We start from the raw sequence: 24,740 nt of genomic DNA, 5'->3' as shown, positions 1-24,740 counted from the left end.
ATAAAGGCAAATAGATTTTTAAATTATAATAAAAATCGAGTCATTGAGAAGGATGGAATAATATGAAGAAGTCGACAATTTGGTTGTTGGTATTGATTATGGCTCTGACATTTATCGGGTTGCTCTATCTGCAAATCAGCTATATGGAGAATATGGTAAAAATGCGGAACGAGCAATTTTCAGAAGCAGTAAAGCGTAGTCTGTACGGCGTATCCTCAAGTATAGAGCAGGATGAGACCAAACGATATCTCGCAGAAGATATAGAAGAAACGCAGAAAAGACTGCTTTCTTTTGAGCATGGAAGGAGTTCCATCGGAAAAGATATAGTTTCGCAACACGGCTTCTCTATCGTATCACCCGACGGTACAGTATCAAACTTCAGTTTTAGAGAACAGACCAGTACGATACTCATGAAACCGAAAATAAGCGGTACGACAGGGAAAGACTACAACTCGATTACAAATACATATAAGGGGATGCAGGAAATGCTCAAAGGGCAATATCTGTACCAAAAAGGATTGCTTGACGAGGTTATCTTGAAAATATTGAGTACAGCCAGTACGCGCCCTATTATGGAAAGAATCGATACGAAACGGATAGATAATTACCTGAAATCGGAATTGCAAAATAACGGACTGAACATTCCTTTTCAGTATGCGGTTGTCAATAAAAACGGGAAAATACTATACAATACACCAGAGTATAGTCCAGAAGAGGAGAATGCTCTCTTTACTCAAATATTGTTCCCCAATGACCCGCCCAATAAGTTGAATTATCTAAAAGTTTATTTCCCGACGAAAAAAGATTATATATTCAGTTCTATTCGGTTTATGATTCCGTCGTTTGCCTTTACTTTTATATTGCTGATAACGTTCCTGTTTACAATCGTTACCGCATTCCGTCAAAAAAGGCTGACCGAAATGAAAAATGATTTTATTAATAATATGACACACGAGTTTAAAACTCCGATATCGACTATATCCTTGGCTGCGCAAATGTTGAAGGACCCGGCCGTAGCTAAAAGTCCTCAGATGTTCCAACATATATCGGGAGTGATAAACGACGAAACGAAGCGGCTGAGATTTCAAGTAGAGAAGGTTTTACAAATGTCTATGTTCGAGCGACAGAAGACCATGATGAAACTCAATGCTGTGGATGTAAACGACTTGGTAACCAGTGTAATGAGTACTTTCAAATTGAAAGTCGAGAAATTTGGCGGTACTATCGATGCTGACTTGGCAGCAGAAGATGCCATGGTGATGGTCGACGAGATGCACTTTACCAATGTTATATTTAATCTACTTGACAACGCAGTAAAATATGCTCGTGAAGATGTCCCCTTGGCTCTGTTTATCCGGACACGTATCGAAGGAGATAAGGTAGAAATATCGATACAGGATAACGGAATCGGAATAAAGAAAGAAGATTTAAAGAAAATATTCGAAAAGTTTTATCGAGTATCTACCGGAAATCTTCATAATGTAAAAGGGTTCGGCCTCGGACTGGCTTATGTACATAAAATCGTAACTGATTTGAAAGGTACTATCCGGGCAGAGAGCGAACTCGGAGTAGGAACAAAATTTATAATTACATTACCTCTAATAAAAAACAAATGATTATGGAAGAAAGATTGCGTATACTATTATGCGAAGATGACGAAAATCTTGGCATGTTATTGAGAGAATACCTTCAAGCAAAAGGATATGTTGCTGACCTTTTCTCTGATGGAGAAAGCGGTTACAAAGCATTTTTGAAAGGGAAATACGATTTATGTGTCCTTGATGTGATGATGCCTAAAAAAGATGGTTTTACTTTAGCTCAGGAAATACGTACGGTAAACAGCGAAGTACCTATTATTTTCTTAACTGCAAAATCTCTGAAAGAAGATATTCTCGAAGGATTCAAAATCGGGGCAGACGACTATATTACCAAACCTTTCAGTATGGAAGAACTGGTATTCAGAATTGAAGCTATTCTGCGCCGTGTAAAAGGCAAAAAAGGGAAAGAAGTCACTATGTACAAAATCGGGCGTTTTACTTTCGATACTCAAAAACAAGTATTGGCTATCGATGATAAGACAACCAAACTGACAACAAAAGAGTCAGAATTGTTGAGCTTGCTTTGTGCTCATGTGAATGAAATTCTCGAACGTAACTTTGCCTTGAAGACGATATGGATAGATGACAATTATTTCAATGCCCGCAGCATGGATGTATACATCACCAAATTGCGCAAACATCTGAAAGATGACCCATCTATCGAGATTATCAATATCCATGGTAAGGGTTATAAACTTATTGCACCAGAAATAGAAGCTAAGACTAAATAATCAACTTCATAAAACGATTCTAAATAACCAGACTGTTTCTACAACAATCTGGTTATTTTTTGTGTTATAATTTCAAATAAAAATTCAGAGAAAAATATGAAATACATCGTTCTTTTCATTGCTTATCTCTTCTGTACTCCTACATTTGCTGGAAGTATAAAAGAGACAGCCGTACCAGCCAAAGTAAAAAATTATGTAATGAGCCATTATCCCAAAGCCCAGTCCATTGATTGGGACTTCGAGGATGATGACAACTTGTATGAGGCAAAATTCAAAATCGACAAATTAAAATACAAATTGCAAATTACTCCTGACGGAAGGCTGCACGCTTCTAAAGAAGATGTACTCATCTCTACTCTTCCGAAGCTTATTCCTCAGTATATCCGGGAACACTACGCCGGATATAAAATATTAGGTGCAAATAAAAAAGTATTCGGCAACAAAATAACTTATGATGTCGGTATCAAAGGTAAAAATGCACAGGGTAATACACGGCACTATAATGTCTATTTCGACAGCAAGGGGAACAAAATTTCACGAAAGTAAAATAAGGTTATTCAAGAATTTTGTAGGTAAACTTTATTTGCTTGAAAAATAAAGTTTATTTTATAGATTATCAAAAGGAAATTCAGGAAGAAGCGTATTTTTGTAACAGAGAGTATGCTTTTTCTTTATTATAGTCTATTTCGTCAGCTCTTCCATGTTATAAACCATACGGACTTTTCGTTTTTTATCGTTATCTTTGCCTTAGAAATTATAACATTTGTTTTTTATTCTATTATTTCAAGCATAAATTAGATTCGATATTATGAAAGTGCTTTTCTTTTTTTACCAATGGCTCATAGCTTTACCTATTTTGCTCGTACTTACTATACTTACGGCATTGACCACAATCATCGGCTGTTTTCTGGGTAATGGAAATATATGGGGGTATTTTCCCGGGCGTATCTGGTCGAAGTTATTTTGTATATTTTCCATGGTTCGGGTCGAGGTTCGCGGACGAGAAAACATCAATAAAAACACTTCTTATGTCTTTGTTGCCAATCACCAAGGGGCTTACGATATTTTTCTGATTTACGGTTATCTCGGACATAATTTTAAATGGATGATGAAAAAGAGCCTGCGCAAAATTCCTTTCGTAGGAAAGGCGTGTGCTGCTGCCGGACATATTTTTGTAGATCGCAACAGTCCTAAAAGTATTATGGAAACTCTTCATAAAGCAGAAGAAACATTGAAAGACGGTATGTCTCTTGTCGTATTTCCTGAGGGCTCAAGAACTCCGGACGGCAAATTGCACCGATTCAAAAAGGGAGCTTACCAACTGGCCATAGACCTCAATCTTCCGGTAGTTCCCCTAACTATAGACGGGTCATACGCTGTAATGTCTCGTAATACCTACCTTATCACACCGGGAAAAATGATTTTAACCATACATCCCGCTATTTACCCAGATCCACAACAAGGTCATGATATTCAAGAGTTAATGGAAAAATCATACGAAACCATCGCTTCTGCCCTACCTGCCGAAGCTGAAAATATTGTAAAAAAATCTTAATTGAAAGCAGAAAACAAGTTGAAAATTTCATAGGAAAAGAAAAAAGTTGCACCTTTGCATCGCAATAGAAAAATGACCTTGTCCTGTGGTGTAACGGTAGCACATCGGATTCTGGTTCCGCTTGTGAGGGTTCGAATCCTTCCAGGACAACAGAAAAGTTTAATCTCTTTAAAATTTAAAAGTTTTAAAGAGATTTTTTATTTGTATATCCTGTTTTATCAAATGTAAACTTCTTTATTAAAATCATACCCCTACTTGATATTATATCATCTTTTCTAACTACTACAAATGAAGAGAGGGGAATATCTAACATTCGCCAGGCATTCTCCTCTTTTCAATAGACTAAGTATTCTATTACTTAAGAGCATCTGTAAAGTGGTCTCCATATTGAGCTGTGTTGTATTTTCTATCTTAAAAAAAGCCAGAAATATATTTCTTACAACAACTATACCGGAACTTAGTCTACCAATTTAAGTGTATAATTTAGGCCGGAGCTACTTTTTTCGAACTTGTCATTTAATAAAGTCAATGTCTGTTCATCCTCATAGAGGAAATTAAAAATATCTTTTTTGTCATCAGTTACCAGCTGCCACACTGTCGCATCATTATCTCCTGGAATACCTCGCTGTGTAAACCGTTTTCCGGTATAGGAAAACGATTGGTCCTTGCCATCTTCTGCTTCTATATAGGTCATCGTAAGGGAAAACGTACCATCACCACTATGTTGACGGCTCCGCACAGTCAACGAATATCGGATACCGGGTCCTGAAGCTGCCGGCAGCAAACCTTCATAGGTATGACTTTGCCCTGCTCCTAGAGCAAGGTCATCCTGTTGTTTCGCTGGGAAAACTTTAATTTTTTCAGCATTCATCCCAGCATGATATTCTCCCATATAAGAAATTATGGCGGTGTCTTGCAATAAAATACCTTCGGGGGTATCTCTCTCGGCACTTAATACACTAAACATCAAAGTGTCTCCCTGTTGTGATACAATTGTCATTGTATTCATCGTAGCATCTGTAATAATGCCTTTTACGTTCTTTTCCCGAGACACACATGCCGTCATTATAACTGCACATACTATAACTCCAAATTTTTTCATTTTATTTATTTGTTTTTTAAAGCTACTCCAAATATACCTAATCTACCTCATATTTCCAATACCATGATTATAAGACAACCCGTCTGACTTTAGAAATCAGACGGGTTGTCTTGTATTTGTTTTCTCTATATCAATATGCTCTAGCAAATAATACTCGACGAGCAGAAGGCTTACCCGTAACCATACATTTGCCCGGTGTCAGACTTTCTTCATCGGCTTCGAACGGGATGCAACGGATGGTTGCTTTGGTGTCTTCCTTAATGCGCTCCTCGGTCTCGGTAGTACCGTCCCAATGCGCCAAAATAAACCCACCTTCTTCTATCTTCTTCTTAAATTCATCATATGTATCTACCTTTGTGGTATGAGCCAAACGATAGTCAAGCGCTTTTTTATAGATATTAGCTTGAATGTCGTCCAAAAGATTTTTTACATAGGTTTCTATATTTTCACAAGTTACAGTTTCTTTTTCAAGTGTGTCGCGGCGCATTACTTCCATCGTATTGTTCTCCAGGTCACGTCCTCCCATAACCAGCCGTACGGGAACTCCCTTCAGTTCATAATCGGCAAATTTAAATCCCGGACGCTTGTTGTCTGCATTATCATATTTAACGGATATACCCAATGCTTTCAATTTTGCCACGATACCAGCTACCTTTTCATCTATTTGAGCCAACTGCTCCATGTTTTTATAAATAGGAACGATTACTACCTGTATCGGTGCTAATTTGGGAGGCAATACCAATCCATTGTCATCGGAATGAGACATGATAAGAGCCCCCATCAAACGAGTAGATACGCCCCATGAGGTCGCCCAAACGTAGTCTAACTTATTATTTTTATCGACAAATTGTACATCAAAAGCTTTTGCAAAATTCTGGCCCAAGAAATGAGATGTACCTGATTGCAGCGCCTTCCCGTCTTGCATCAAGGCTTCGATAGTATAGGTATCCAATGCTCCGGCAAAGCGTTCGTTAGCCGATTTCACTCCTTTAACTACCGGCACTGCCATATATTGCTCGGCAAAATCGGCATATACATTGAGCATGCGTTGTGCTTCCTCTTCTGCTTCTTCCCGGGTTGCATGAGCAGTATGCCCTTCTTGCCACAAAAATTCGGCAGTACGAAGGAAAAGACGGGTACGCATCTCCCACCTCATTACATTAGCCCATTGGTTGCAAAGTATAGGCAGGTCGCGATACGATTGTATCCAATTTTTATATGTACTCCATATAATTGTTTCTGATGTAGGCCGGATAATCAATTCTTCTTCAAGTCTTGCTGCAGGATCGACGACAACACCCGAACCATCTTCAGCATTTTTCAGGCGATAATGTGTGACCACAGCACATTCTTTAGCAAAACCTTCGACATGCTCGGCTTCACGGCTCAAATATGATTTGGGTATCAATAACGGAAAATAAGCATTTACATGTCCTGTTTCTTTAAACATATCGTCAAGCTGACGTTGCATCTTTTCCCAAATAGCGTATCCGTAAGGTTTTATAACCATACAGCCACGTACAGCCGACTGTTCTGCCAAATCGGCCTTTACAACCAAGTCATTATACCATTGCGAATAATTTTCGCTCCGCTTGGTAAGGTCTTTCAGTTCTTTTGCCATTGTTATTTTATGATATTTGTATTTATTTTTTCTGAATTGACAAAATTATAAAAAAGTCAGGATTATTCGGTGATAATTCATGAATAAATAAACTCCCGGCAATTTCTTCTCTCTCTTAGTTCTACTTGCATTTTGCTTTAAAGGTAGATTGCCGGTACAGCTTCTTTATTTATCAGATTGGCTCTTGTGAATGGTTGCCAAGCATATCTTACATATTTCGGATTTTTTACGCACAAAGACGTAAATTGGATTTCATCTTGCTTTAATAGGATAATAAAGCCCTCCAAATTCTGTTATTTCGAAATAAAATTTATCATCTGTCATATATTGTCTTGCCAAATTTCAGAAAAAAATAGCGGGGCTGTTCATTTACAGCCCCGCTATTTTTATAGTATATATCAATAAAATCGCTACTCTAATCAGAACCAACGAACGTATGCAAAATCTTGACGATGAGGCAGGTCAGGATTTTTCGGGAACATACGGAATGAATATTTATAAACTCCTGAATTTTTGAGAGAATAATCGAGTTTATAATATGTTTTGGATCCTTCGTTTTTCACCACTTGAAGTTCCTGTACAATATAAGGTTTCATCACTCCGTCTTCGATAGGCGTAACTACCAGTTCGACACCGATGCAGTTGGGCAAATCTTTGTGGTCAATTACCACTTCTATCGGATACTCCTGTCCTACATGCGGGCTATAGAGCAATCCTTCCGGCAGATTCACTGAAGTTATCTCAATCGAGTTCCATTTAGAAGCCACCTCTTCTTTCCAAGCTGCAATTTCTTTTGCTTTAGCAAAATTATTTGCAACAAGCAGTTTAGAACGTTTAGCTTCTTTCATGTAGAACCGGTCAATATAGTCTTCGAGCATACGGGTCATTGTATAATCCGGAGCAATCTGAGCGATAGAGTTTTTGATGTATTGTATCCATTCGGGAGAATATCCTTTGCTGTTTTTTGCAAAATACAAAGGAACTATCTGATTCTCAAGCATCGAATAGATAGTAGCTGCATCCAACTGGTCTTGATGTCCCTGATCTTGGAATGTGCGTTTATCGGTCAATGCCCAACCTGCGCCTTCTTTGTAACCTTCGTACCACCAGCCATCGAGCACAGAGAAATTCAAAACACCGTTCATTTCGGCTTTTTCTCCGGATGTACCGGATGCTTCCAACGGACGAGTAGGTGTGTTCAACCAGATATCAACCCCGGAAATCAGACGCTTGGCAACTTTCATATCGTAATTTTCCAAGAAAATGATTTTTCCCAAGAACTCGGGACGGCGAGATATTTCTACAATCTGCTTAATCAGGCCTTGCCCTGCACCATCGGCAGGATGCGCCTTTCCTGAGAAAAGGAATTGTACGGGATAATTGGGGTTATTTACGATTCTGGAGAGACGTTCTAAATCGGTAAACAACAAATGCGCACGCTTATAGGTTGCAAAACGGCGGGCAAAACCGATAAGAAGTGCATTCGGATTGATTTTTTCCAATACGGATACAATGCGTGAAGGGTCTCCCTGATTCTTCAACCAGTTTTCACGGAAATCTTCTTTTACGAAATTGACCAGTTTATTTTTCATGGTCTGACGCATTTTCCATATTTCCTCATCGGGCACGTCATAAATTTTTTCCCAAATTTTCTTATCGGATTGATGTTCGAATATCTCTTTACCGAGCTTCTGTATATAAAATTCTTTCCACTCAGTTGCTGCCCATGTAGGCATGTGTACACCATTGGTCACGTAACCGACATGTAACTCGTCTGCTGCATAACCTTTCCAGATGGGCTGGAACATATGTTGTGATACTTTACCGTGCAACCAACTCACGCCATTGACTTCCTGGCAAGTATTACAAGCAAACACACTCATGGAGAATTTTTCATTTGTACCCGGATTTTCACGACCCATGTCCATCAAATCTTGCCAAGAGATACCTAATTTTTGAGGGAACTCTCCCATGTACTTCCCGAACAAGGATTCGTCAAAACTGTCATGTCCGGCAGGTACTGGAGTATGTACCGTATATAACGAGGATGCCCGTACCACCTCAAGGGCTTCCTGAAAATTAAGTTTATCATTTTGTATATAGTCTACCAACCGCTGAATGTTGATGAGCGCGGCATGGCCTTCGTTACAGTGGTATATGTCTTTCTTTATTCCCAGACGGTTGAGCATGATAATACCCCCGATACCCAACATATATTCCTGTTTCATACGATGCTCCCAATCTCCACCATACAACTGGTATGTAATAGGACGGTCAAATTCACTATTCTGTTCAAGGTCGGTATCCATCAAATAAAGCTGAATGCGTCCGACATTGACTTTCCAAATATTTGCATAAATAATACGCCCCGGGAACGGTACTTCAAGTATCATCGGATGTCCATTCTCATCGAGAACTTGCTCTACGGGCAACTGGTTAAAATTCTGTGGCTCATAATTGGCCAATTGCTGCCCGTCCATAGACAAAGTCTGGGTGAAGTAACCATAGCGATAAAGGAACCCTACCCCCGTCATGTCTACATTCCGGTCACTGGCTTCTTTCAAATAATCTCCCGCCAATACACCGAGTCCACCCGAATATATTTTCAGGACATTAGCCAAACCATATTCCATACTGAAATAAGCAACAGAAGGAACATCTTTTCTCTTTTCAACATCCATGTATTTTCTGAAATCGTCATAGACGTCATTGATATGACGCATCATCGACTTGTCAGCTGCTATCTCTTCAAGACGTTCATAGCTTATACGCTGAAGTAAGGCAACCGGGTTACCGTTTGTTGATTTCCACAATTCAGGAGAAATGGAACGGAACAGCTCGATAGTATTGCTATCCCATACCCAACGGATATTACGGGCCATTTCTTCTAAACTTTGTAACTGAGCAGGTACTTGAGAATTTACTGTAATATCTCGCCAACAAGGTGCGTTAGTATTACTTACTTGTACTTTCATATGCTTAATTATTAATGAATAATTCTATATAAAATGTCATTTTTTCTTTTGTAATGCTATATCGTATGCCTGACTGTAATAGGAAATAAAGTATTTCCACTGAGCCTTTGCGGCTGTTTTCTTTGCAGCTTCGGATATTGCCTTTCTCTCCGTATCGGTCTTGACTGACAATGAATGAACAGTCATAGCCAAACCGTCGGCAACTTCATCAAAATTGGAGTCGCCCCGATGCAATATGGCTACGCCTTTTGCTTCCAGTCCCCCCTCTCCCAACGAATCAGTCCACAATCCAAAACCGGACAAATCGGTGGTAATAGTAGGAATGCCAAAAGCAACACTTTCAAGCGGAGTATATCCCCACGGCTCATAATATGAAGGAAATGCCGTCGCATCGAATCCTATCAACAGATTATAGTAAGGCATGTTTACTATGCCGTCATCTCCCCGAAGATATGAAGGGACAAAGATAATCTTTACCTTATCGCTTGCCAGATTCTTAAATCCGCTACCGTGTAATTGATTCATAATCATATCTTCGTTATAATTATTCAACGAATGTGTAATCAGTGGATCAGGAAGAGCTGTATGGTCGAATTTCTTGGCATTCATCTTCTCTGCCAAATCTTCTCGGGCAGCATTGACCCATGCCGGAACCAACACAAACGCTATAATCTCTTTTTTAGAGGTACTCTGCTCCTTCAATCGTCTCAACGATTCGATAAACAGATTTATTCCCTTATTTTTATATTCATACCGTCCCGAAGTTGCTATAAAAAACGCATCTTTCGAAGGTTTGTATCCTATCAGCGAGGCGGCAATTTTTATCAATTTTGCCCGAGCAGCTTCCCGCCCCTGAGTATATGCTATGCCCTTAGGAACAAAGTTTTCTTCGAAACCGTTCGGAGTCACTACATCGGGAGTACGTTCCAGCAGTTGAGTACATTCTCTTGCCGTAATATCACTCACGGTTGTGAAACAGTCGGCATTGTGAGCCGCTGCCTTTTCTAAAGAATGTTTTGCTACCATATTCAATTCACGTGCCATCTGGTCTCCGTTATATGCTGCCAAATAATCATACAAGGGTTTATTATTCCCCGCGATAGACCGTCCGATAGAAGTAGCATGAGTCGTAAATATCGTCGCAACTTTGGGTAACTGATGTTTTACATACAGCAGGCCCATACCTGTAATCCACTCATCAAAATGAGCTACTACGTTATAGTTGTCTCCACCTATATATTTATACAGGCTTTCAATAACCCGTGCCGCCGCATATGAAAAAATACAAGATTCGTCATAATCGCCATAGGCATATAACGAATCTACTCCATACCAATTCCACATATTCGTAAATAGCTCATTACGAACATCGAACATCCGGCTAAAGTCTACCAATATAACAACCGGTTTGCCCGGAATGTTCCATCGCCCTACTCTCACTTGCAGATTTTCATTGGATGCCTGCATCTTCCACTCTTTCAATAAAGAAGGATTTTCCGTAAAATAGGGAGATTCTTTGCCCTTCCACAAATCGGGTCCGATGAAAATATTTTTGTCTTTATTTATCTTCTGTAAGGTTTTGGCTTTGGTGGACAGTACGGTATAAATACCACCGACTAAATTGCATACTTCCCAGCTGACTTCGAACAAATAATCAGGGGTGAGCTGACCTTTTTCCATATCTGAATTTATTATCAACACTTTAAGCAATTAAATTAAGGGGCAAATGTACAATTAAATTTCATCTTTACCAAAAATAGTCTTTGTTTATATACTATAAATAAAAAAGAAAATACAGTAAAATTCTTATGTAAAAAACTTCTACTACATAAAAGCCCACTTAAATTTTCCAATAAAAAAATATCATCAGGACTTCTTTATATTTTCTTTCAGTCTGTTCGCCCATTTGTTTTCGTCAAATCTTGCCATTCTCTCCATGCTAATAGAAAAACGGCTTCAAAAAAATTTCTCCAGGTCTGCCAACCCGTACAAAACCGAAACCGGCTCAACAAATCTTTTTTACTATAAAACTTTATTCTGAAAAAGGTTTTACCTATATTTGTAAAAGTAACCTTTAAAATAAAAAAGTCATGGCTAATAAAAGACAATTGAAAAAAGAAATCAATTACATTACCGAAGAACTAATTTCGGAATGTCTATATAATCGCTATTTTATAACAGATTGCGATGCTCAAAAAAATGATGAGATATTGGCTAAAATCATCTCTATGCAAGACGAATTCCTGCGTCGGGTAAATGTAACTGATGGTAAAAACAATCCCAAAATCGTAAAAAAATATTATCAAAACCTCATTGCCAGTTTTGACAAGGGTATAGAGGAAATTATCAGCGAATTTGCTGAAATGAACAAGTAAATAGATACAGTCACAGATAATAAAACTTCTGTCCGGTAAATCGTCAAAGTGATGTGTTTTCTCTTTTGTTGCATAATATCTACCAGCTCCTCTCCCATACGGGTAGAAAGAAATGGTGATATGAGCTACCGAGGGAGTGAAATACATTCCTATAAATAAAGCCATACTTTATCGGGATAGGGTTTTAAATTCAGTTTTTTATGAAAAAGGCGTTGAGCCGGTTTATATTGAAGCTATTCGGGTGGAAAGTTGTCGTACAAGTCCCGGACCTGAAAAAATGTGTGATATGTGTTGCTCCTCATACCAGCAATTGGGACTTTATCATAGGGAAACTGGCGTATTTGTCTATAGGCAGATATGCCGGATTTATGATAAAGAAGAGTTGGTTTTTCTTCCCATTGAACTTAATATTCAAAGCGATGGGTGGTGTGCCCGTAGACAGGAAGCAACGTTCGGAACTGACCGACCAGATTGTGGAACAATTTAACTGTCGGGAACGATTCGGCATAGCCATCACTCCGGAGGCTACCCGAAAAAGAAACAACGATTGGAAGAAGGGATTCTATTTTATCTCCTTAAAAGCCCATGTACCTATTGTACTGGCCTATATAGATTATAAAAAGAAAGAAGTAGGATTGTCCAGAATCTTTATTCCGACCGGAGATTATGACAGGGATATCGTGACTATAAAGGATTTTTATAAAGGCGTATCCGCCCGGAATCCTCAGAATTTTGGATTATAAAAACACTCTCTCGGTATGGATATATTGCGTGTATCATCGGTGCAATCAGATATTGTTTGGGAAAATGTTGAAGAGAATCTATACCGCAGGCAGCGGGATATAGAAAGCCTGTCGGGTAAAACAGACCTTGTCATCCTGCCGGAAATGTTTACCACGGGCTTCACGATGCATGTCGGACAATATGACCATACTATAACAGAATATACCATAGAAACGATACGGAATTGGAGTGACAGATATCGAATGGCTATTGCCGGAAGTATCATTGCTTATGAAAAAGGGAACTATTATAACAGAGGATTCTTCATCTCCCCCGACCGGGCTCCCCAATATTATGACAAGAAACATCTTTTCAGAATAGGAAGAGAGGGCGAGTTTTTTACAGCGGGAAATGAAAGGCTGATTGCACAATATCAAGGATGGAATATTGCCCTTTTCGTCTGCTATGATTTGCGCTTTCCTGTCTGGTTGCGTAACGCGGACAATGAATATGACATTTTGCTGATAGTTGCCAACTGGCCTCAATCGAGGAGCTATGCTTGGAAACAATTACTGATAGCCAGAGCCATCGAAAACAGTTGCTATGTATGTGGCGTAAACCGTATCGGTGAAGACGGTACTCAGTTAAAATATTCGGGCGATTCCATGATTCTCGATATGAAGGGACATCCGTTGGTTTCTGCCCGACCGGGAGAAAATGAAATTATCACAACTGAACTTTCTTTGTCAAAATTACAATCATACCGGCAAAATTTTCCATTCTGGCGGGATAACGACAAGTTTTCTTTGTTGTAACCATAAAATCATCCTCCAACAAAAGCCAGGGCTTTGCATATACAAAGGCAGAATATCATTTGCCACTGTCTGTCCTAAAAGGTGCGACAGGCAGCCCTTCTCTATTGAATAGGTTCCCAATAGTGGCGTCATCAAAGCAATAACGTACGGAAACCGGACGTTTGACTTCAGGTGACGAGACAATCAGATGGTTTCCTTTGATACGAGCTTGAGCAGGTACAAAATGTCCGTCATCTCCTGCTATCATTAAGCCTCTTATTTCTTTGTCAGGACATACCAGTCCTGTTGTCGCATGACTGAACGAAAGGAGTGCTTTTCCTTTTTCTACACTCATTTGCATGAAAAAGGGGGATTCATAACCTTGTTCCAATACTTTATATTCCTTCCCTAAAGCCAGATTGGCTAATCTTGTGCCCACTTCTGCTTTTCGCGCCGGATGAATATTTCGAACGTCTCCCACGTCTACAGTCACTACCAATTCTGTATTGGGCACTTTGCGTACAACCAATTCTTGAGCCTCCCGTACCAATGCCGGTCCATTATTTGTGGAGCCATAGCCAAACGGGGCTATCTGAACTATGTAAAAGGGGAAATCTTTATTGAATCCTTTTCTCCAACTTTCAATAAGTTTTTCCATCAATAAACAGTATGAGGAAGGATTGTCCCTGTTCGACTCTCCCTGATACCATATTGTCCCGGCAATGTCATAGGGCATCAACGGATAGATCATGCTATTGTAAAGCACTCCCGGTTCTACCGGCCACCAAGGATAAGTCTCATGAATCAAGTTTTCAGTGATTTTCCTATGATTCATGATAGTATCACGTGGAACCCATACCTCTGCCGGAGTCCCTCCCCATGCCGAAACAATCAAACCTATCGGAACATTCAGTTTTTTTTGCAATTGTTTTCCGAAAAAGTAAGCTACGGCACTTCGCCACTGCATGACTTCAGGTGTACATTTTTCCCATCGGGCATGGCAATCCTCCTGCAAATACTTACTACCCTGTTTGCTCAAACTGAAAAAACGGATGCTCGGATGGTTGGCCGCTTCTATTTCTTCCTTCTGGTTCTGTATCCCATTATTGGGGGCCCATTCCATATTTGACTGTCCGCTGCACAGCCATACTTCCCCCAGCATAATATCTTTCAGCTCAATTCTATCATTTGATAATATATGTAGTGTGTAAGGCCCTCCGTATCGGGTAGTGGGGATTTTTACCATCCAATGCCCACAGTCGTCCACTTTGGTACAAACAGTGTCCTGAGGCAGCCAGCTCCCTACTATCTTAACCGTTGTACCGGCTTCACCCCATCCCCACACAGGTACAGAACTCTGCTGCTGAAGTACCATGTGGTCAGAGAAAATCGATGGCAAATGTAATCGTACCGGGGGTTGTCCTTTAATGGCGAAACTACTGCAACAAGCAAGAAAGATAGAAAGGGCTTTTATGATAATTTTCATCGTCTTGTGTTTAACTGATATTAGTAATAAGATTTTCGTGGCAAAGATAAAAAAGTAAATGTAGAAATCAAGGGACTTTCCGGTTTAAAATTATACTTGAGTAAAAAAGCTCCTATAAGAACAGGTAATCACAAGTGCCTTTACTTTATATCTGATAAACAACCGACCACAATAACAAAGGTCTATACTTGTTTTTTTTAACTTCATTTTACTTGCAATGACCGTGAAAAAAAGCAGAAAAATAACCTCCAAAAATTTTCAAAGCCGGCTCGAGTAAAAGCTAAACAGGTTCTTCTTACACATCCTTCTCCCCCAGTCTATCACTATAAAAATGAAAGAAGCTATTTCAGAGCCGGTTACAGGCTCTGAAATAGCTTCCTTCTATTTTATGCAATACAGGGATTTCCCGAATTATTTATTTTCAAACATTTTATAGAAATCTTCAGCAGAAATTTCCTTCTCATTTAACGTTACCGTATTTTTGATGGTAGCCGTAATCTTTTCCTCAACAGCACGGTCTGCCACATTACGAGCCGTATTTTTATCTTTCAGCATATCGGCAGCATATTTGTCGAGCAAGTCGGCAGGAACATTCATCATACCATATTGGGCAAATTGCACTTGTGTTGCTTTACGAGCCATGGCACGAATATCGGCGTCTTCAACTTTGATATCGAAATTCTTAACGATTTGTTCTTTTATCAGATGCCATTTCAAATCAGGAACCATTTTCGGATATTCTTCTTCAACAGATTCGGCTGTTCTTTTTTCTCCGGTAGCCACCAACCAACGTTTGAGGAATGCTTCCGGTAATTCAATGTCTCCGACTTTCTTCTCGATAGCAGCACGGGCATCGATAGAGAACTTGTAATCGCTCTCGGGTTTCAACTGCTCAGCCAGCATTTCACGTACTTTAGCAACATATTCTTCTTCGGTCTTTACCGTATCTTTGCCAAATACTTCATCGAAAAGGGTTTGTCCCATCTCTGCCGGCTTGAATCCTGTAATTCCGGTCACTTCCATTTCGAAGTCACTTTTTACATTGGCAGCTTCTTCTTTAGAAATATGCAGCATAGATGCCAGCTCTACTTCAAGACCGTTGCATGTGTTTGACGGATTAAATACGACTTTGTCACCTACTTTCACTCCGGCAAATTTCGGTTTTTCTTCCTCGTTCTTAAAATATGCAGGAGAAAGGACTGTACTTTCAACGACAATACCACCTTCTTTTACGTTGCCGTTCTCGTCGAGCTCAACCATCTTGCCACGAATCATGTCTTTCTCACCGGCAACCTCAACTTCTTCCTGAGTTCCGTACCTACCGGCCAACGATTCGCACTGTTTTTTTACCATATCATCATCTACTTTGATGTTATAGTAATCTATTTTGTCTTTTTTCGAAAGTTTCACTTCAATCTCAGGAGCCAAAGCAATATCAAATAAAAATTCAAAATCTTCCTGTGTATCGAAATTTACTTCTTTCTGGTCGGCAGAAGGCAGTGGCTCGCCCAATACATTGAGTTTATTTTCTTTGATATAATTGAACAATTGCTCAGAAACCAACTTATTAATTTCCTCGATTAAAGCTGATTTTCCAAACATTTTCTTTATCATCCCAGCCGGAACCATACCTTTACGGAACCCCGGGATATTTGCTTTTTGACGATAAGCACGCAATGCTTTATCTACTTTTTCCTGATAATCCGCTTTTGCAATCTCAATTTTGATTACAGCGTTTACTTTGTCAATGTTCTGTTGTGAAACGTTCATTCTTTCGAATTATTTAATTAAAACTATTTTTTCGTCCAAAATTATTGCCGCAAAGAAAAAACGACATAAAACATATATAGCCTATATTCTCTTCGCACTTTTGGCAGCGCAAAAGTAATTTTATTCTTTCGATATTCAAATAGGTTTTACAATTTTATTGCAAAAACTTGACGTAATTATGTGAAAATAGTTGGAGGCAGCTTAAATTTTCCAATAAAAAAATTCCGTCAACTCTTTTTTGTATTTCTTTCCGGTCTTTTTTCTTGTTTGCATTCGTCAAATAACCTGCTATCGCCCTTATACAAACAAAAAAAATCAGCCTCAAAATAAATTTTCAAGACCAGTTCGAGCAAAACTTAAAATCAGTCCTTATCTTGAAAAAAAATTTCACTTTTGCTTGTACATCCAAATTTTATCTTTTTCTTTGTACCCGAATAAGAGCTGGTTTGCTCTATGTTGAACTCCTCATGTAATTTTACGTGAATTAATAAACTTTTTCAGACCCGCCTGTTCTAAAATTACTATTTTAATTTATTTTTTTATGAACATTTACATTGGAAACCTTAACTATCGTGTTAGGGAAGCTGACTTGCAGCAAGTGATGGAAGAGTACGGTGCCGTAGATTCTGTCAAAATCATCAAAGACCGTGAAACAGGCAAATCTAAGGGATTCGGTTTTGTCGAAATGGGAAATGATGCTCAGGCAAAGCAAGCTATTGAAGAGCTTAACGGAGCCGAATACGAAGGTCGCACCATGATTGTGAAAGAAGCTCGTCCGAGAGCTTAAGGACCTCGTTCCTCATTTGTAAGACCCTAAAGTCTATGCAAGTCTATACAAAAAAAGAAAATGACTTACTATGACTTAATAAAAAAATAAAGTGGTTCTAATTTCCTGAACCACTTATTTTTTTTGAATTCAAAGACAATTGTCTGTTCCGGAAAAATTCAGATTATAGCCATAATATCAAACAACCATTACTCTACTACGCAAGATTACGATATTTTATAATCAACTGTATATCAGTAATAAAATACGCTCATTTCAGGCATATGCAATAAAAGTATCATAAAATATTGCTCTTGTCTTCAATACACACCGTCCATAATACATCTTTCGCAGTTGCCGATATAAAAGTGGCATTTGGGCAAATAAAATTTTATAGCTAATTGTACAGAGAGTTGCCACGATATATACCTGATACGGAATGGCAACCTTCAGAGCCATTGTCCGAATCGGTCGGATATCTTTGGCATAATCAATCAAGCTGACGTCTCACTTTCAAACCGCTTTATTGTTTGTTCCCTTCTACTTGTTTCATTGCTTTCATAGGGCATTTCTTCACACATTTGCCACATTCAATGCAAAGATTGTACTCTATCACCGGAAACCCTTCAGAATTCTGGGAAATAGCCCCGACCGGACATACTTTAATCAACGGACAAATGTGGTCATGTGGACATATATTCTTGTCTACTTGTATCATAATCGTATTTTTTGTTACAAATTTAGGATAATAATTCTGTTCTACAAAACAGATTTTATCTATCTTCGCATCGAAATTATCGAACAGAAACTAAATCGTATGACCCTTCAACAAATGGAATATATAGTGGCGGTCAACAAATACCGCCATTTTGCAAGAGCTGCAGAATCATGCGGTGTCTCGCAATCAACTTTGTCATCGCTTGTCCAAAAATTGGAGATTGAACTTGACATAACGATATTTGACCGTAACAGTCATCCAGTGAAACCAACTGCCGTTGGCGCGGAAATTATCAGCCGTGCAAAGCAACTATTGTTCAACGCCGCACAGGTCAGGGAGCTGGTGGCTACACGAAAAGGAGAATCTGTCGGGAAGGTATCGCTCGGCATTACCTCGACAGTGGCTCCGTATTTATTGCCGAAAATGTTCAAATATCTGTCTGTCCATCATCCGGACATAGAATTACATGTTGAAGAGGCACGAGTATCAACTATTATTTCGCAACTTGAACGCGGAGAACTTGATATCGCACTTTTGGCTACACCTCTTAACAATGTCGAACTGTTGGAAATACCTGTCTATCAAGAACGCCTTATGGCATATGTCTCTCCGGAAGAGCCAATCTATAACGACATGAATTTGCAGACAGACCGGCTTCCCGTGGGAAGCATATGGGTGCTTCGTGAAGGCTATTGCCCCAACCGCGGTGTTTTCCCCTTTTGCGACCACCGAGCGAGCCGACAAGCCGTTTATGAAGCCGGCAGTGTAGAGACTCTGATAAAAATTGTTGATGAGAACGGAGGATATGCCATAATTCCGGAGCTTCATGTGCCACTTCTTCGGAAATGCCAGCAAGCCAATGTCCGTGGTCTAACCAACCCAGAACCGTCCCGAGAAATTGCTTTTGTGGTACATCGCAATTTTGTGCGCGAACGGTTATTGAACATTCTCGCTGATGCGATTAGGACGATTATCCCTCCGGCAATGGTCAACAAGCGACTTGAAAAATTTTCAATCACGCTATGATTGATAAAATCGATTAAAACATCGATTTTATAGTTTGTACCAATGTTAGTAATTGTGTAATTTTGTACCCACAAAACAATGAGTCAAATGGCACATGGCACATAAACAATTTTTTCGACCTTTCCCGCAGAAGGGATTTTCACTATATTGGATACTATTAGTGTATCTTGTTATAGGTTACTTTTATCCGGTAACCGGTTTTCTTGCCATAATCTGTATGATAGCACCAGTCGCATTCGCTGTCCGCAAAGGGCGCTGGTGGTGTGGGAATGCCTGCCCCCGAGGAAATTTTTACGACCGGATGCTGGCGAAATACTCACCACACAAACCGATTCCGACATTTGTGCGCACCAAAGGATTTCGCATTTTTATGGTGATGTTTATCTTCTCTATGTTCGGCATACAAATGTATCGGGCTTGGGGCAATTGGAGTGACATGGGCCGAGTATTTTGGACAATTATACTGATTACCACAATTGTAGGCGTAATTCTTTCGTTTATTTATGCACCGCGTACATGGTGTTCGTTTTGTCCTATGGGAACTCTGTCGTCGTGGGTGACTCCCCGCAGTGGCAAGCTGCCCGGCAACTACCGCCGCATAATTGTAGGAGAAAAGTGTACCACTAAATGCAAACTCTGTTCCGCAGTATGTCCCATGCAACTGAAGCCATATAAGAGCAGGAATAACGAAGAAGGATTTCTTCATCCCGACTGTATCAAGTGCGGATGTTGCGTCAATGGCTGTCCTCTGAAAGTCCCTGAAATGAAGTTATAACTTACAAGGGACAGAGCAGTCTATTACAATAGATAACATTAATATTGATAAAGAATAGATTATGATGAAAATTGCAATTCCGACCAAAGAGAATATGGTTGATAACCATTTCGGTCACTGTGAGTATTATACGGTTTTGACAGTGGGACAAGCCAATCAAATCCTAAGTAGTGAGACCATTCCTTCTCCCCAAGGATGTGGATGCAAGTCCAATATAGCAGGAGAATTGGAGAATATGGGTGTCAGTGTAATGTTGGCAGGGAATATGGGACAAGGAGCCTTAAACATACTTACATCCCACCATATAAAAGTGATAAGAGGTTGCTCCGGAAATGTCATGGATGTTGCAACTGATTATTTGAACGGAAAAATCACAGATTCCGGTATAAATTGTTCTTCTCATGAACATCATCATGAGTGTCATGGAGATAATAGCAAGGAACGGTGTTAAAAAATAAAATGCCGGTCAATATTATCATTGACCTTTTCATGTTGACCACGATGGCATTAGTTAGTATAAGCGGATTCATATTGGAATTTGTCATTCCTTCCCGCCATGCCGTCAGATTTCAAAGTGCCAATTCATGGTGTTCACATTTGTGTGGACTGGGAAGACACGACTGGGGCGATATCCATTTATGGACAGGTGCGGTATTGCTTGTTCTACTTGCCGCACATATCCTGTTGCATATAAATATTGTATCGGCTTTTTTTAAAAAGAAATGTCCGAATCATACATTACGTATGGTACTTTATGTATTTTTATTGACTCTATTGCTGATTGCGATAGTGCCCTGGTTCTATATTTTATTACAATAGACAAGCCCTCTTATTGGCGATAGGTTGGTTTGCTTATTTTGTGAGTAAATAGGATTTCGTATATTGACCGGAAAAACGATAGTTACGATAAATTACCGGAAAATAGGGCAAATTGCGTCTAATTTCTCCTATATGATTGTCAAGCTAACCTGCAAAAAAACGTTTGTGCAATTGGATTTTGCTTAGCTGTAAGTATTAAGATATGTATGAATGTTTATTTTGCCCGAGTATAAAAATCATATACGTGACGAGATATTTGCGAGATAATACCGGCAATCGTTTTGTCATCTTCGTCAGCATCCATGACAAAAACGGCAATTGTATATCTTTTTCCATCGGGCAGTTGTACAAAGGCTAAATCATTATCCGCGATTTTGGTTCCTCGTGCTGTTCTGGAAGAGCTCCCGGTCTTATGTCCCATAGTAACTCCTGACGGCAGACCTCCTTTTATCTTGTCGGCTCCGGTCGAGGTACATATCAGAAGATTCTCAAGGAAATCGGAAAGTGAAATGGGAAACAATTTATTTCTCAGGAATATATCCATAACTCTGGCTGCTTCCAACGGGGTAGTCCAATTTGCTCTCTCGGCATCGACTGATGTATGCATTTCGTTTTCGTCGGATTGTATGACGATCTTCTCAATGCCTAATCCTTTCATGTATTTTTCTGTCCTGTCGGTCCCCCCGAAATGCTTGAATAATATATCGCAAGCATTATTGTCACTCAACGTTATACTGTACTTCAGAAGCTCGGCAACCGTCATATTGAAATTGCCTTGCGGGACAGAGTCTCTTAAAGGGCTGTAGGTATTGGGATGTAAATCGGACTTTTTTACAAAGATTTCGGTATCGAGCGGCAAGCCTCTGGAATCCAAATCATTCAATACGGATAGCGCTTGATGAAATTTAAAGACACTCATCATCGGGTATCGATATTCATTGTTCAAAGTAAGGGTATCTTTCCCGTCATATATCACGGCTACTCCTACCCTGGCCTTTTTGTCCCGAATCACAGTTTCCAATTCTTTTCTCAATTCATCTTGCGGAAAAGCAACAGATGCTCCCCAACAACAAAACAGTAATGCAGCAACAATAATTCTTTTCATTTCGTCTTCTCTTTTGATTTCAGCCATCGAAAATAAAAAGAATATTTGCAATTCCGGCACAATGCTACCTCTAATAAAATATTTTATATATAAAAATCCGGTCGTATTATCGGATTGGAAAATTTTACGATATACGACCGGAATGTTCTTAACAGTCATCTTCCAGATTCAGTTATATTGAGTCTGTATCATTCACGATTTATAAGCACTTATCATCCAAACCAATTTTTCCTGTTCTTTCAGATAATCGCTCATCAGAGAAACCGTAACTTCATCTCCTGCTTCAGAGGCGGCGGACAATAGTTGTCTTTCTTTGGATATAATGTAGGATAAAGTCTCCAAAATATTTTTCAACGCTTCATCGGCTCTATCGACATAACCGGATTCCTTTACACCTGAGACTTTTAAATATTCACTGAAATTATGGCTCGGAACTCCGCCCAGCATCAAGATGCGTTCGGCAATCTCGTCGACTTTCTCTGCCGTGTCATCATACATCTTCTCGAACTGACTATGCAATACGAAAAACGATTTGCCTTTGATGTTCCAGTGAAATCCTCTCAGATTGGTATAATATACTTGGAAATCGGCCAGTAAGTGTTGTAACCCTGTCACTACGTTCTCTACTTTTTTTGTATCCAATTGGATATAGTCTAATGTTTTCATCTTTTCTGATTTTTTAATTGTACTTGTTATTTGTTTGTTACAAAGATATGCTCCTATTTTTAATAAATCAAACTGATAATTTCTATCTTTGCATAGATAAAATCTATTAACATATCGTTACTAAATGAATATACAGCAATTGGAATACATTGTAGCCGTAGAGGAATATCAACATTTCGGGAAAGCGGCCGAGCATTGCCGGGTAACACAACCGACACTGAGTATGATGATACAAAAACTGGAGGAGGAACTGGATATAAAGTTGTTTGACAGAAGTGTGCAACCGGTACGACCGACGAGTACCGGGACAAAAATCATAGAACAGGCTCGAAAGGTTTTGCATCAGGTATCTCTTATAAAAGATATAAGCCATGAGGAAAAACATAATCTTTCCGGGACGTTTCGCATTGCCGTACTGCCTACCGTAGCACCTTACCTGTTGCCGCGCTTCTTTCCTCAATTATTAAAAAAATATCCGGTTATCGATATCAGAATGCTGGAAATGAAAACTTCAGACAGCATAAATTCCTTGCTAACTAATAAAACAGATGCTATCATCATCGCTACTCATATAGAGCACAAAGACTTGATTGTATATCCTCTATATTATGAGGAATTTTACGGGTATATATCCAATAATGAAGCTATATTCAAAAATGAACTGATAAGAACTTCTGATATTGACGGGGAACATCTTTGGCTCTTGGACGAGGGACATTGTTTCAGAGACCAACTGGTAAGATTTTGCCAAATGGACAACGTAAAAATGCATCAAATTGCATATAAACTGGGCAGCCTCGAAACTTTTATGAGAATGGTGGAAAGCGGAAATGGCATGACCTTTATTCCCGAACTTGCCACCTATCAGCTCGATGACCGACAGAAGCAACTGGTTCGACCGTTTGCCATTCCCAGGCCGACTCGACAACTATTTCTTATCACCCGGTCTGACTTCGTACGGCATGAACTGTTGAACTTATTTATAAAAAGTCTGAAAGAGGTGATACCTGAAGAGATGATGGCGCTGAAAAATACGCAAAGACTGGTTTAGGAATCACTCTTCATAACATTTGTAAGGGAATCTTTTGACTCGGTGCAGGAAAGGCTTCATCCAACCGGGATAAATCGCTTTGGGTAAGGTGTATCGACAGGCTTTTATAATTCTCGAGAACATGCTTTTCGGTAGAAGCTTTCGGAATAGCAATAACGCCCGGCTGACGCAATACCCAAGCCAATGCAATCTGAGCGGGTGTTGCAAAATGAACCGATGCAATCTCCTGTAATACAGGATGCTTAAGCAAGCGCCCTTGTTCTATGGGAGAATAGGCTATTACCGGAATGTGCCTATTATTGCACCACGGCATCAGGTCATATTCTATTCCTCTACGGGTCAGGTTGTACAACACCTCATCTGCCGCACAGGTGTTTCCTTCGGGTATCGCATAAAGATTTTCCATTTCAAGCACATCCATATTGCTTACTCCCCATTGGAGAATTTTCCCCTCTTGCTGTAACGAGAGCATAGCTTCCACCGTTTCTTCAAAAGGGAAAGGACCTTCCCAATGCAACAAATAGAGGTCTATATAATTAGTCTTCAGTCTTTTTAAGGAATTCTCGCAAGCTCTGCGGGTCCCGTCGTAACTTGCATTTGAAGGTAAAACTTTAGAAATCAGAAATACATTATCTCTGACTCCTTCGATAGCCTCGGCAACCAATTTTTCTGAACGCCCTGCACCATACATCTCGGCCGTATCAATAACCGTCATGCCCAACTCTATGCCTTTGCGTAATGCTTTTATCTCTTCTTGTTTATTCAAAAGAGAATCACCCATATTCCAAGTACCCTGCCCTAATGCCGGTACAACCTTTCCATTGGGAAAAATAACTACGTTTTTCATCTATATGCTTTTTATTTATTACAATATATTAAAAGATAAAGTCTCCTTCCGGTTCATTTTTTTTAGATAATTCACTTTTCAGTCATTTTTACCCTGTTTCAAAGTCTCAAATAATTATTGATATTAAAAATATCTTCTAAAGAAATTCTCAAAAGCGGCTGAAACCGATAAAGGCAATATCCGGAAAAGAAAAGCTGATAAAACAAAAATGGTTGTCTCACGACAACCAATCTTTGT

22 protein-coding genes, 1 tRNA gene and 1 pseudogene are annotated in these 24,740 nt (G+C 39.4%); 14 read left to right on the top strand and 10 right to left on the bottom strand.

Going from position 1 to position 24,740, the window contains the following annotated elements:
- Positions 1 to 62: 62 nt before the first annotated feature.
- The 5 genes from Cop2CBH44_RS02030 (at position 63) to Cop2CBH44_RS02010 (ending at position 4,034) form a co-directional block, all read left to right on the top strand.
- Positions 63 to 1,616, top strand: a complete 1,554-nt coding sequence (locus tag Cop2CBH44_RS02030) for a sensor histidine kinase (RefSeq protein ID WP_021930683.1) — start codon at positions 63 to 65, stop codon at positions 1,614 to 1,616.
- A gap of 2 nt (positions 1,617 to 1,618) precedes the next feature.
- Positions 1,619 to 2,329 carry a response regulator transcription factor RprY gene (gene rprY, locus Cop2CBH44_RS02025; RefSeq protein ID WP_021930684.1) on the top strand — a complete coding sequence of 237 codons (711 nt, stop codon included), beginning with the start codon at positions 1,619 to 1,621 and terminating at the stop codon, positions 2,327 to 2,329.
- Between the two features lie 96 nt (positions 2,330 to 2,425).
- Complete coding sequence (locus Cop2CBH44_RS02020) at positions 2,426 to 2,875, top strand: PepSY-like domain-containing protein (protein WP_021930685.1); 450 nt, start codon at positions 2,426 to 2,428, stop codon at positions 2,873 to 2,875.
- A gap of 262 nt (positions 2,876 to 3,137) precedes the next feature.
- Positions 3,138 to 3,884, top strand: coding sequence for a lysophospholipid acyltransferase family protein (locus Cop2CBH44_RS02015; RefSeq protein WP_021930686.1), 747 nt, complete (start codon positions 3,138 to 3,140; stop codon positions 3,882 to 3,884).
- A 79-nt stretch (positions 3,885 to 3,963) separates the two neighbouring features.
- Positions 3,964 to 4,034 (top strand) — tRNA-Gln (locus tag Cop2CBH44_RS02010).
- 307 nt (positions 4,035 to 4,341) lie between these two features.
- On the opposite strand, the gene Cop2CBH44_RS02005 is transcribed toward Cop2CBH44_RS02010, so the two are convergent.
- From Cop2CBH44_RS02005 to Cop2CBH44_RS01990, 4 genes are all read right to left on the bottom strand, one after another.
- Positions 4,342 to 4,986: a copper resistance protein NlpE N-terminal domain-containing protein gene (locus Cop2CBH44_RS02005; protein WP_200755452.1), complete on the bottom strand. Its 645-nt coding sequence runs from the start codon at positions 4,984 to 4,986 to the stop codon at positions 4,342 to 4,344.
- A 130-nt stretch (positions 4,987 to 5,116) separates the two neighbouring features.
- Positions 5,117 to 6,607, bottom strand: a complete 1,491-nt coding sequence (gene proS, locus Cop2CBH44_RS02000; protein ID WP_200755451.1) for a proline--tRNA ligase — start codon at positions 6,605 to 6,607, stop codon at positions 5,117 to 5,119.
- A 419-nt stretch (positions 6,608 to 7,026) separates the two neighbouring features.
- A complete protein-coding gene (glgP, locus tag Cop2CBH44_RS01995) occupies positions 7,027 to 9,582 on the bottom strand; it encodes an alpha-glucan family phosphorylase (protein ID WP_021930696.1) in 2,556 nt (851 codons plus the stop codon).
- Positions 9,583 to 9,618: 36 nt separating this feature from the next.
- Positions 9,619 to 11,262, bottom strand: a complete 1,644-nt coding sequence (locus tag Cop2CBH44_RS01990) for a glycogen/starch synthase (RefSeq protein WP_200755450.1) — start codon at positions 11,260 to 11,262, stop codon at positions 9,619 to 9,621.
- 410 nt (positions 11,263 to 11,672) lie between these two features.
- Between Cop2CBH44_RS01990 and Cop2CBH44_RS01985 the strand changes: the two genes are divergently transcribed.
- The 3 genes from Cop2CBH44_RS01985 to Cop2CBH44_RS01975 all read left to right on the top strand — a co-directional run bounded on the left by Cop2CBH44_RS01985 (position 11,673) and on the right by Cop2CBH44_RS01975 (position 13,495).
- The gene (locus Cop2CBH44_RS01985) at positions 11,673 to 11,957 is read left to right on the top strand and encodes a hypothetical protein (protein ID WP_021930698.1); all 285 of its coding nucleotides are present in this window, start codon (positions 11,673 to 11,675) and stop codon (positions 11,955 to 11,957) included.
- 200 nt (positions 11,958 to 12,157) lie between these two features.
- On the top strand, positions 12,158 to 12,700 hold the full coding sequence (locus Cop2CBH44_RS01980) for a 1-acyl-sn-glycerol-3-phosphate acyltransferase (RefSeq protein ID WP_200755449.1): 543 nt from the start codon (positions 12,158 to 12,160) through the stop codon (positions 12,698 to 12,700).
- Between the two features lie 15 nt (positions 12,701 to 12,715).
- Entirely contained in the window at positions 12,716 to 13,495 is a 780-nt protein-coding gene (locus Cop2CBH44_RS01975) for an amidohydrolase (RefSeq protein WP_200755448.1), read from the top strand.
- Positions 13,496 to 13,550: 55 nt separating this feature from the next.
- Here Cop2CBH44_RS01975 and Cop2CBH44_RS01970 read toward each other — a convergent pair whose 3' ends face one another.
- Both Cop2CBH44_RS01970 and tig read right to left on the bottom strand, forming a co-directional pair.
- Positions 13,551 to 14,960 (bottom strand): sialate O-acetylesterase, encoded by a 1,410-nt coding sequence (locus tag Cop2CBH44_RS01970; RefSeq protein WP_246469166.1) that lies wholly within the window; start codon positions 14,958 to 14,960, stop codon positions 13,551 to 13,553.
- Positions 14,961 to 15,371: 411 nt separating this feature from the next.
- Positions 15,372 to 16,730: a trigger factor gene (gene tig / locus Cop2CBH44_RS01965; RefSeq protein WP_021930702.1), complete on the bottom strand. Its 1,359-nt coding sequence runs from the start codon at positions 16,728 to 16,730 to the stop codon at positions 15,372 to 15,374.
- 541 nt (positions 16,731 to 17,271) lie between these two features.
- Here tig and Cop2CBH44_RS01960 point away from each other — a divergent pair.
- Positions 17,272 to 17,517 (top strand): RNA-binding regulator, encoded by a 246-nt coding sequence (locus tag Cop2CBH44_RS01960; protein WP_021930703.1) that lies wholly within the window; start codon positions 17,272 to 17,274, stop codon positions 17,515 to 17,517.
- 502 nt (positions 17,518 to 18,019) lie between these two features.
- Here the strand turns inward: Cop2CBH44_RS01960 and Cop2CBH44_RS16480 are convergent.
- Positions 18,020 to 18,214 (bottom strand): 4Fe-4S binding protein, encoded by a 195-nt coding sequence (locus tag Cop2CBH44_RS16480; RefSeq protein ID WP_246469165.1) that lies wholly within the window; start codon positions 18,212 to 18,214, stop codon positions 18,020 to 18,022.
- Here Cop2CBH44_RS16480 and Cop2CBH44_RS01955 point away from each other — a divergent pair.
- The 4 genes and pseudogenes from Cop2CBH44_RS01955 (at position 18,182) to Cop2CBH44_RS01940 (ending at position 20,834) form a co-directional block, all read left to right on the top strand.
- Positions 18,182 to 19,240 carry a LysR substrate-binding domain-containing protein gene (locus Cop2CBH44_RS01955; RefSeq protein ID WP_270568946.1) on the top strand — a complete coding sequence of 353 codons (1,059 nt, stop codon included), beginning with the start codon at positions 18,182 to 18,184 and terminating at the stop codon, positions 19,238 to 19,240. The genes Cop2CBH44_RS16480 and Cop2CBH44_RS01955 overlap by 33 nt on opposite strands.
- Positions 19,241 to 19,334: 94 nt before the next feature.
- A complete protein-coding gene (locus tag Cop2CBH44_RS01950) occupies positions 19,335 to 20,015 on the top strand; it encodes a 4Fe-4S binding protein (RefSeq protein WP_200755446.1) in 681 nt (226 codons plus the stop codon).
- 22 nt (positions 20,016 to 20,037) lie between these two features.
- A pseudogene (locus tag Cop2CBH44_RS01945) lies at positions 20,038 to 20,466 on the top strand (NifB/NifX family molybdenum-iron cluster-binding protein); the annotation flags it as partial.
- Positions 20,467 to 20,474: 8 nt separating this feature from the next.
- A complete protein-coding gene (locus Cop2CBH44_RS01940) occupies positions 20,475 to 20,834 on the top strand; it encodes a DUF4405 domain-containing protein (protein ID WP_021930708.1) in 360 nt (119 codons plus the stop codon).
- 214 nt (positions 20,835 to 21,048) lie between these two features.
- Here the strand turns inward: Cop2CBH44_RS01940 and bla are convergent, their stop codons facing one another.
- Both bla and Cop2CBH44_RS01930 read right to left on the bottom strand, forming a co-directional pair.
- A complete protein-coding gene (gene bla / locus Cop2CBH44_RS01935; protein ID WP_200755445.1) occupies positions 21,049 to 21,939 on the bottom strand; it encodes a class A beta-lactamase, subclass A2 in 891 nt (296 codons plus the stop codon).
- 192 nt (positions 21,940 to 22,131) lie between these two features.
- Positions 22,132 to 22,605 carry a Dps family protein gene (locus Cop2CBH44_RS01930; protein ID WP_021930710.1) on the bottom strand — a complete coding sequence of 158 codons (474 nt, stop codon included), beginning with the start codon at positions 22,603 to 22,605 and terminating at the stop codon, positions 22,132 to 22,134.
- A 124-nt stretch (positions 22,606 to 22,729) separates the two neighbouring features.
- On the opposite strand from Cop2CBH44_RS01930, the gene Cop2CBH44_RS01925 reads away from it, so the two are divergent.
- Entirely contained in the window at positions 22,730 to 23,656 is a 927-nt protein-coding gene (locus tag Cop2CBH44_RS01925) for a hydrogen peroxide-inducible genes activator (protein WP_200755444.1), read from the top strand.
- Positions 23,657 to 23,666: 10 nt separating this feature from the next.
- Here Cop2CBH44_RS01925 and Cop2CBH44_RS01920 read toward each other — a convergent pair whose 3' ends face one another.
- The gene (locus tag Cop2CBH44_RS01920) at positions 23,667 to 24,503 is read right to left on the bottom strand and encodes an aldo/keto reductase (RefSeq protein WP_200755443.1); all 837 of its coding nucleotides are present in this window, start codon (positions 24,501 to 24,503) and stop codon (positions 23,667 to 23,669) included.
- Positions 24,504 to 24,740: the final 237 nt, after the last annotated feature.

The sequence above is a fragment of the Coprobacter secundus subsp. similis genome (genome assembly GCF_015097275.1).
In the GTDB taxonomy this organism is placed as follows: domain Bacteria; phylum Bacteroidota; class Bacteroidia; order Bacteroidales; family Coprobacteraceae; genus Coprobacter; species Coprobacter secundus.
Note: the sequence above shows the minus strand (reverse complement) of the source record. Positions and strands in the feature narration are given on the sequence as shown.

What these genes read in the sequence shown, in the direction of transcription:
- Cop2CBH44_RS02030 (WP_021930683.1), top strand. Translation starts at nt 63, where the DNA reads ATGAAGAAGTCGACAATTTGGTTGTTGGTATTGATTATGGCTCTGACA.
- rprY (WP_021930684.1), top strand. Translation starts at nt 1,619, where the DNA reads ATGGAAGAAAGATTGCGTATACTATTATGCGAAGATGACGAAAATCTT.
- Cop2CBH44_RS02020 (WP_021930685.1), top strand. Translation starts at nt 2,426, where the DNA reads ATGAAATACATCGTTCTTTTCATTGCTTATCTCTTCTGTACTCCTACA.
- Cop2CBH44_RS02015 (WP_021930686.1), top strand. Translation starts at nt 3,138, where the DNA reads ATGAAAGTGCTTTTCTTTTTTTACCAATGGCTCATAGCTTTACCTATT.
- Cop2CBH44_RS02005 (WP_200755452.1), bottom strand. Translation starts at nt 4,986, where the DNA reads ATGAAAAAATTTGGAGTTATAGTATGTGCAGTTATAATGACGGCATGT.
- proS (WP_200755451.1), bottom strand. Translation starts at nt 6,607, where the DNA reads ATGGCAAAAGAACTGAAAGACCTTACCAAGCGGAGCGAAAATTATTCG.
- glgP (WP_021930696.1), bottom strand. Translation starts at nt 9,582, where the DNA reads ATGAAAGTACAAGTAAGTAATACTAACGCACCTTGTTGGCGAGATATT.
- Cop2CBH44_RS01990 (WP_200755450.1), bottom strand. Translation starts at nt 11,262, where the DNA reads ATGGAAAAAGGTCAGCTCACCCCTGATTATTTGTTCGAAGTCAGCTGG.
- Cop2CBH44_RS01985 (WP_021930698.1), top strand. Translation starts at nt 11,673, where the DNA reads ATGGCTAATAAAAGACAATTGAAAAAAGAAATCAATTACATTACCGAA.
- Cop2CBH44_RS01980 (WP_200755449.1), top strand. Translation starts at nt 12,158, where the DNA reads ATGAAAAAGGCGTTGAGCCGGTTTATATTGAAGCTATTCGGGTGGAAA.
- Cop2CBH44_RS01975 (WP_200755448.1), top strand. Translation starts at nt 12,716, where the DNA reads ATGGATATATTGCGTGTATCATCGGTGCAATCAGATATTGTTTGGGAA.
- Cop2CBH44_RS01970 (WP_246469166.1), bottom strand. Translation starts at nt 14,960, where the DNA reads ATGAAAATTATCATAAAAGCCCTTTCTATCTTTCTTGCTTGTTGCAGT.
- tig (WP_021930702.1), bottom strand. Translation starts at nt 16,730, where the DNA reads ATGAACGTTTCACAACAGAACATTGACAAAGTAAACGCTGTAATCAAA.
- Cop2CBH44_RS01960 (WP_021930703.1), top strand. Translation starts at nt 17,272, where the DNA reads ATGAACATTTACATTGGAAACCTTAACTATCGTGTTAGGGAAGCTGAC.
- Cop2CBH44_RS01955 (WP_270568946.1), top strand. Translation starts at nt 18,182, where the DNA reads ATGTGGACATATATTCTTGTCTACTTGTATCATAATCGTATTTTTTGT.
- Cop2CBH44_RS16480 (WP_246469165.1), bottom strand. Translation starts at nt 18,214, where the DNA reads ATGATACAAGTAGACAAGAATATATGTCCACATGACCACATTTGTCCG.
- Cop2CBH44_RS01950 (WP_200755446.1), top strand. Translation starts at nt 19,335, where the DNA reads ATGGCACATAAACAATTTTTTCGACCTTTCCCGCAGAAGGGATTTTCA.
- Cop2CBH44_RS01940 (WP_021930708.1), top strand. Translation starts at nt 20,475, where the DNA reads ATGCCGGTCAATATTATCATTGACCTTTTCATGTTGACCACGATGGCA.
- bla (WP_200755445.1), bottom strand. Translation starts at nt 21,939, where the DNA reads ATGAAAAGAATTATTGTTGCTGCATTACTGTTTTGTTGTTGGGGAGCA.
- Cop2CBH44_RS01930 (WP_021930710.1), bottom strand. Translation starts at nt 22,605, where the DNA reads ATGAAAACATTAGACTATATCCAATTGGATACAAAAAAAGTAGAGAAC.
- Cop2CBH44_RS01925 (WP_200755444.1), top strand. Translation starts at nt 22,730, where the DNA reads ATGAATATACAGCAATTGGAATACATTGTAGCCGTAGAGGAATATCAA.
- Cop2CBH44_RS01920 (WP_200755443.1), bottom strand. Translation starts at nt 24,503, where the DNA reads ATGAAAAACGTAGTTATTTTTCCCAATGGAAAGGTTGTACCGGCATTA.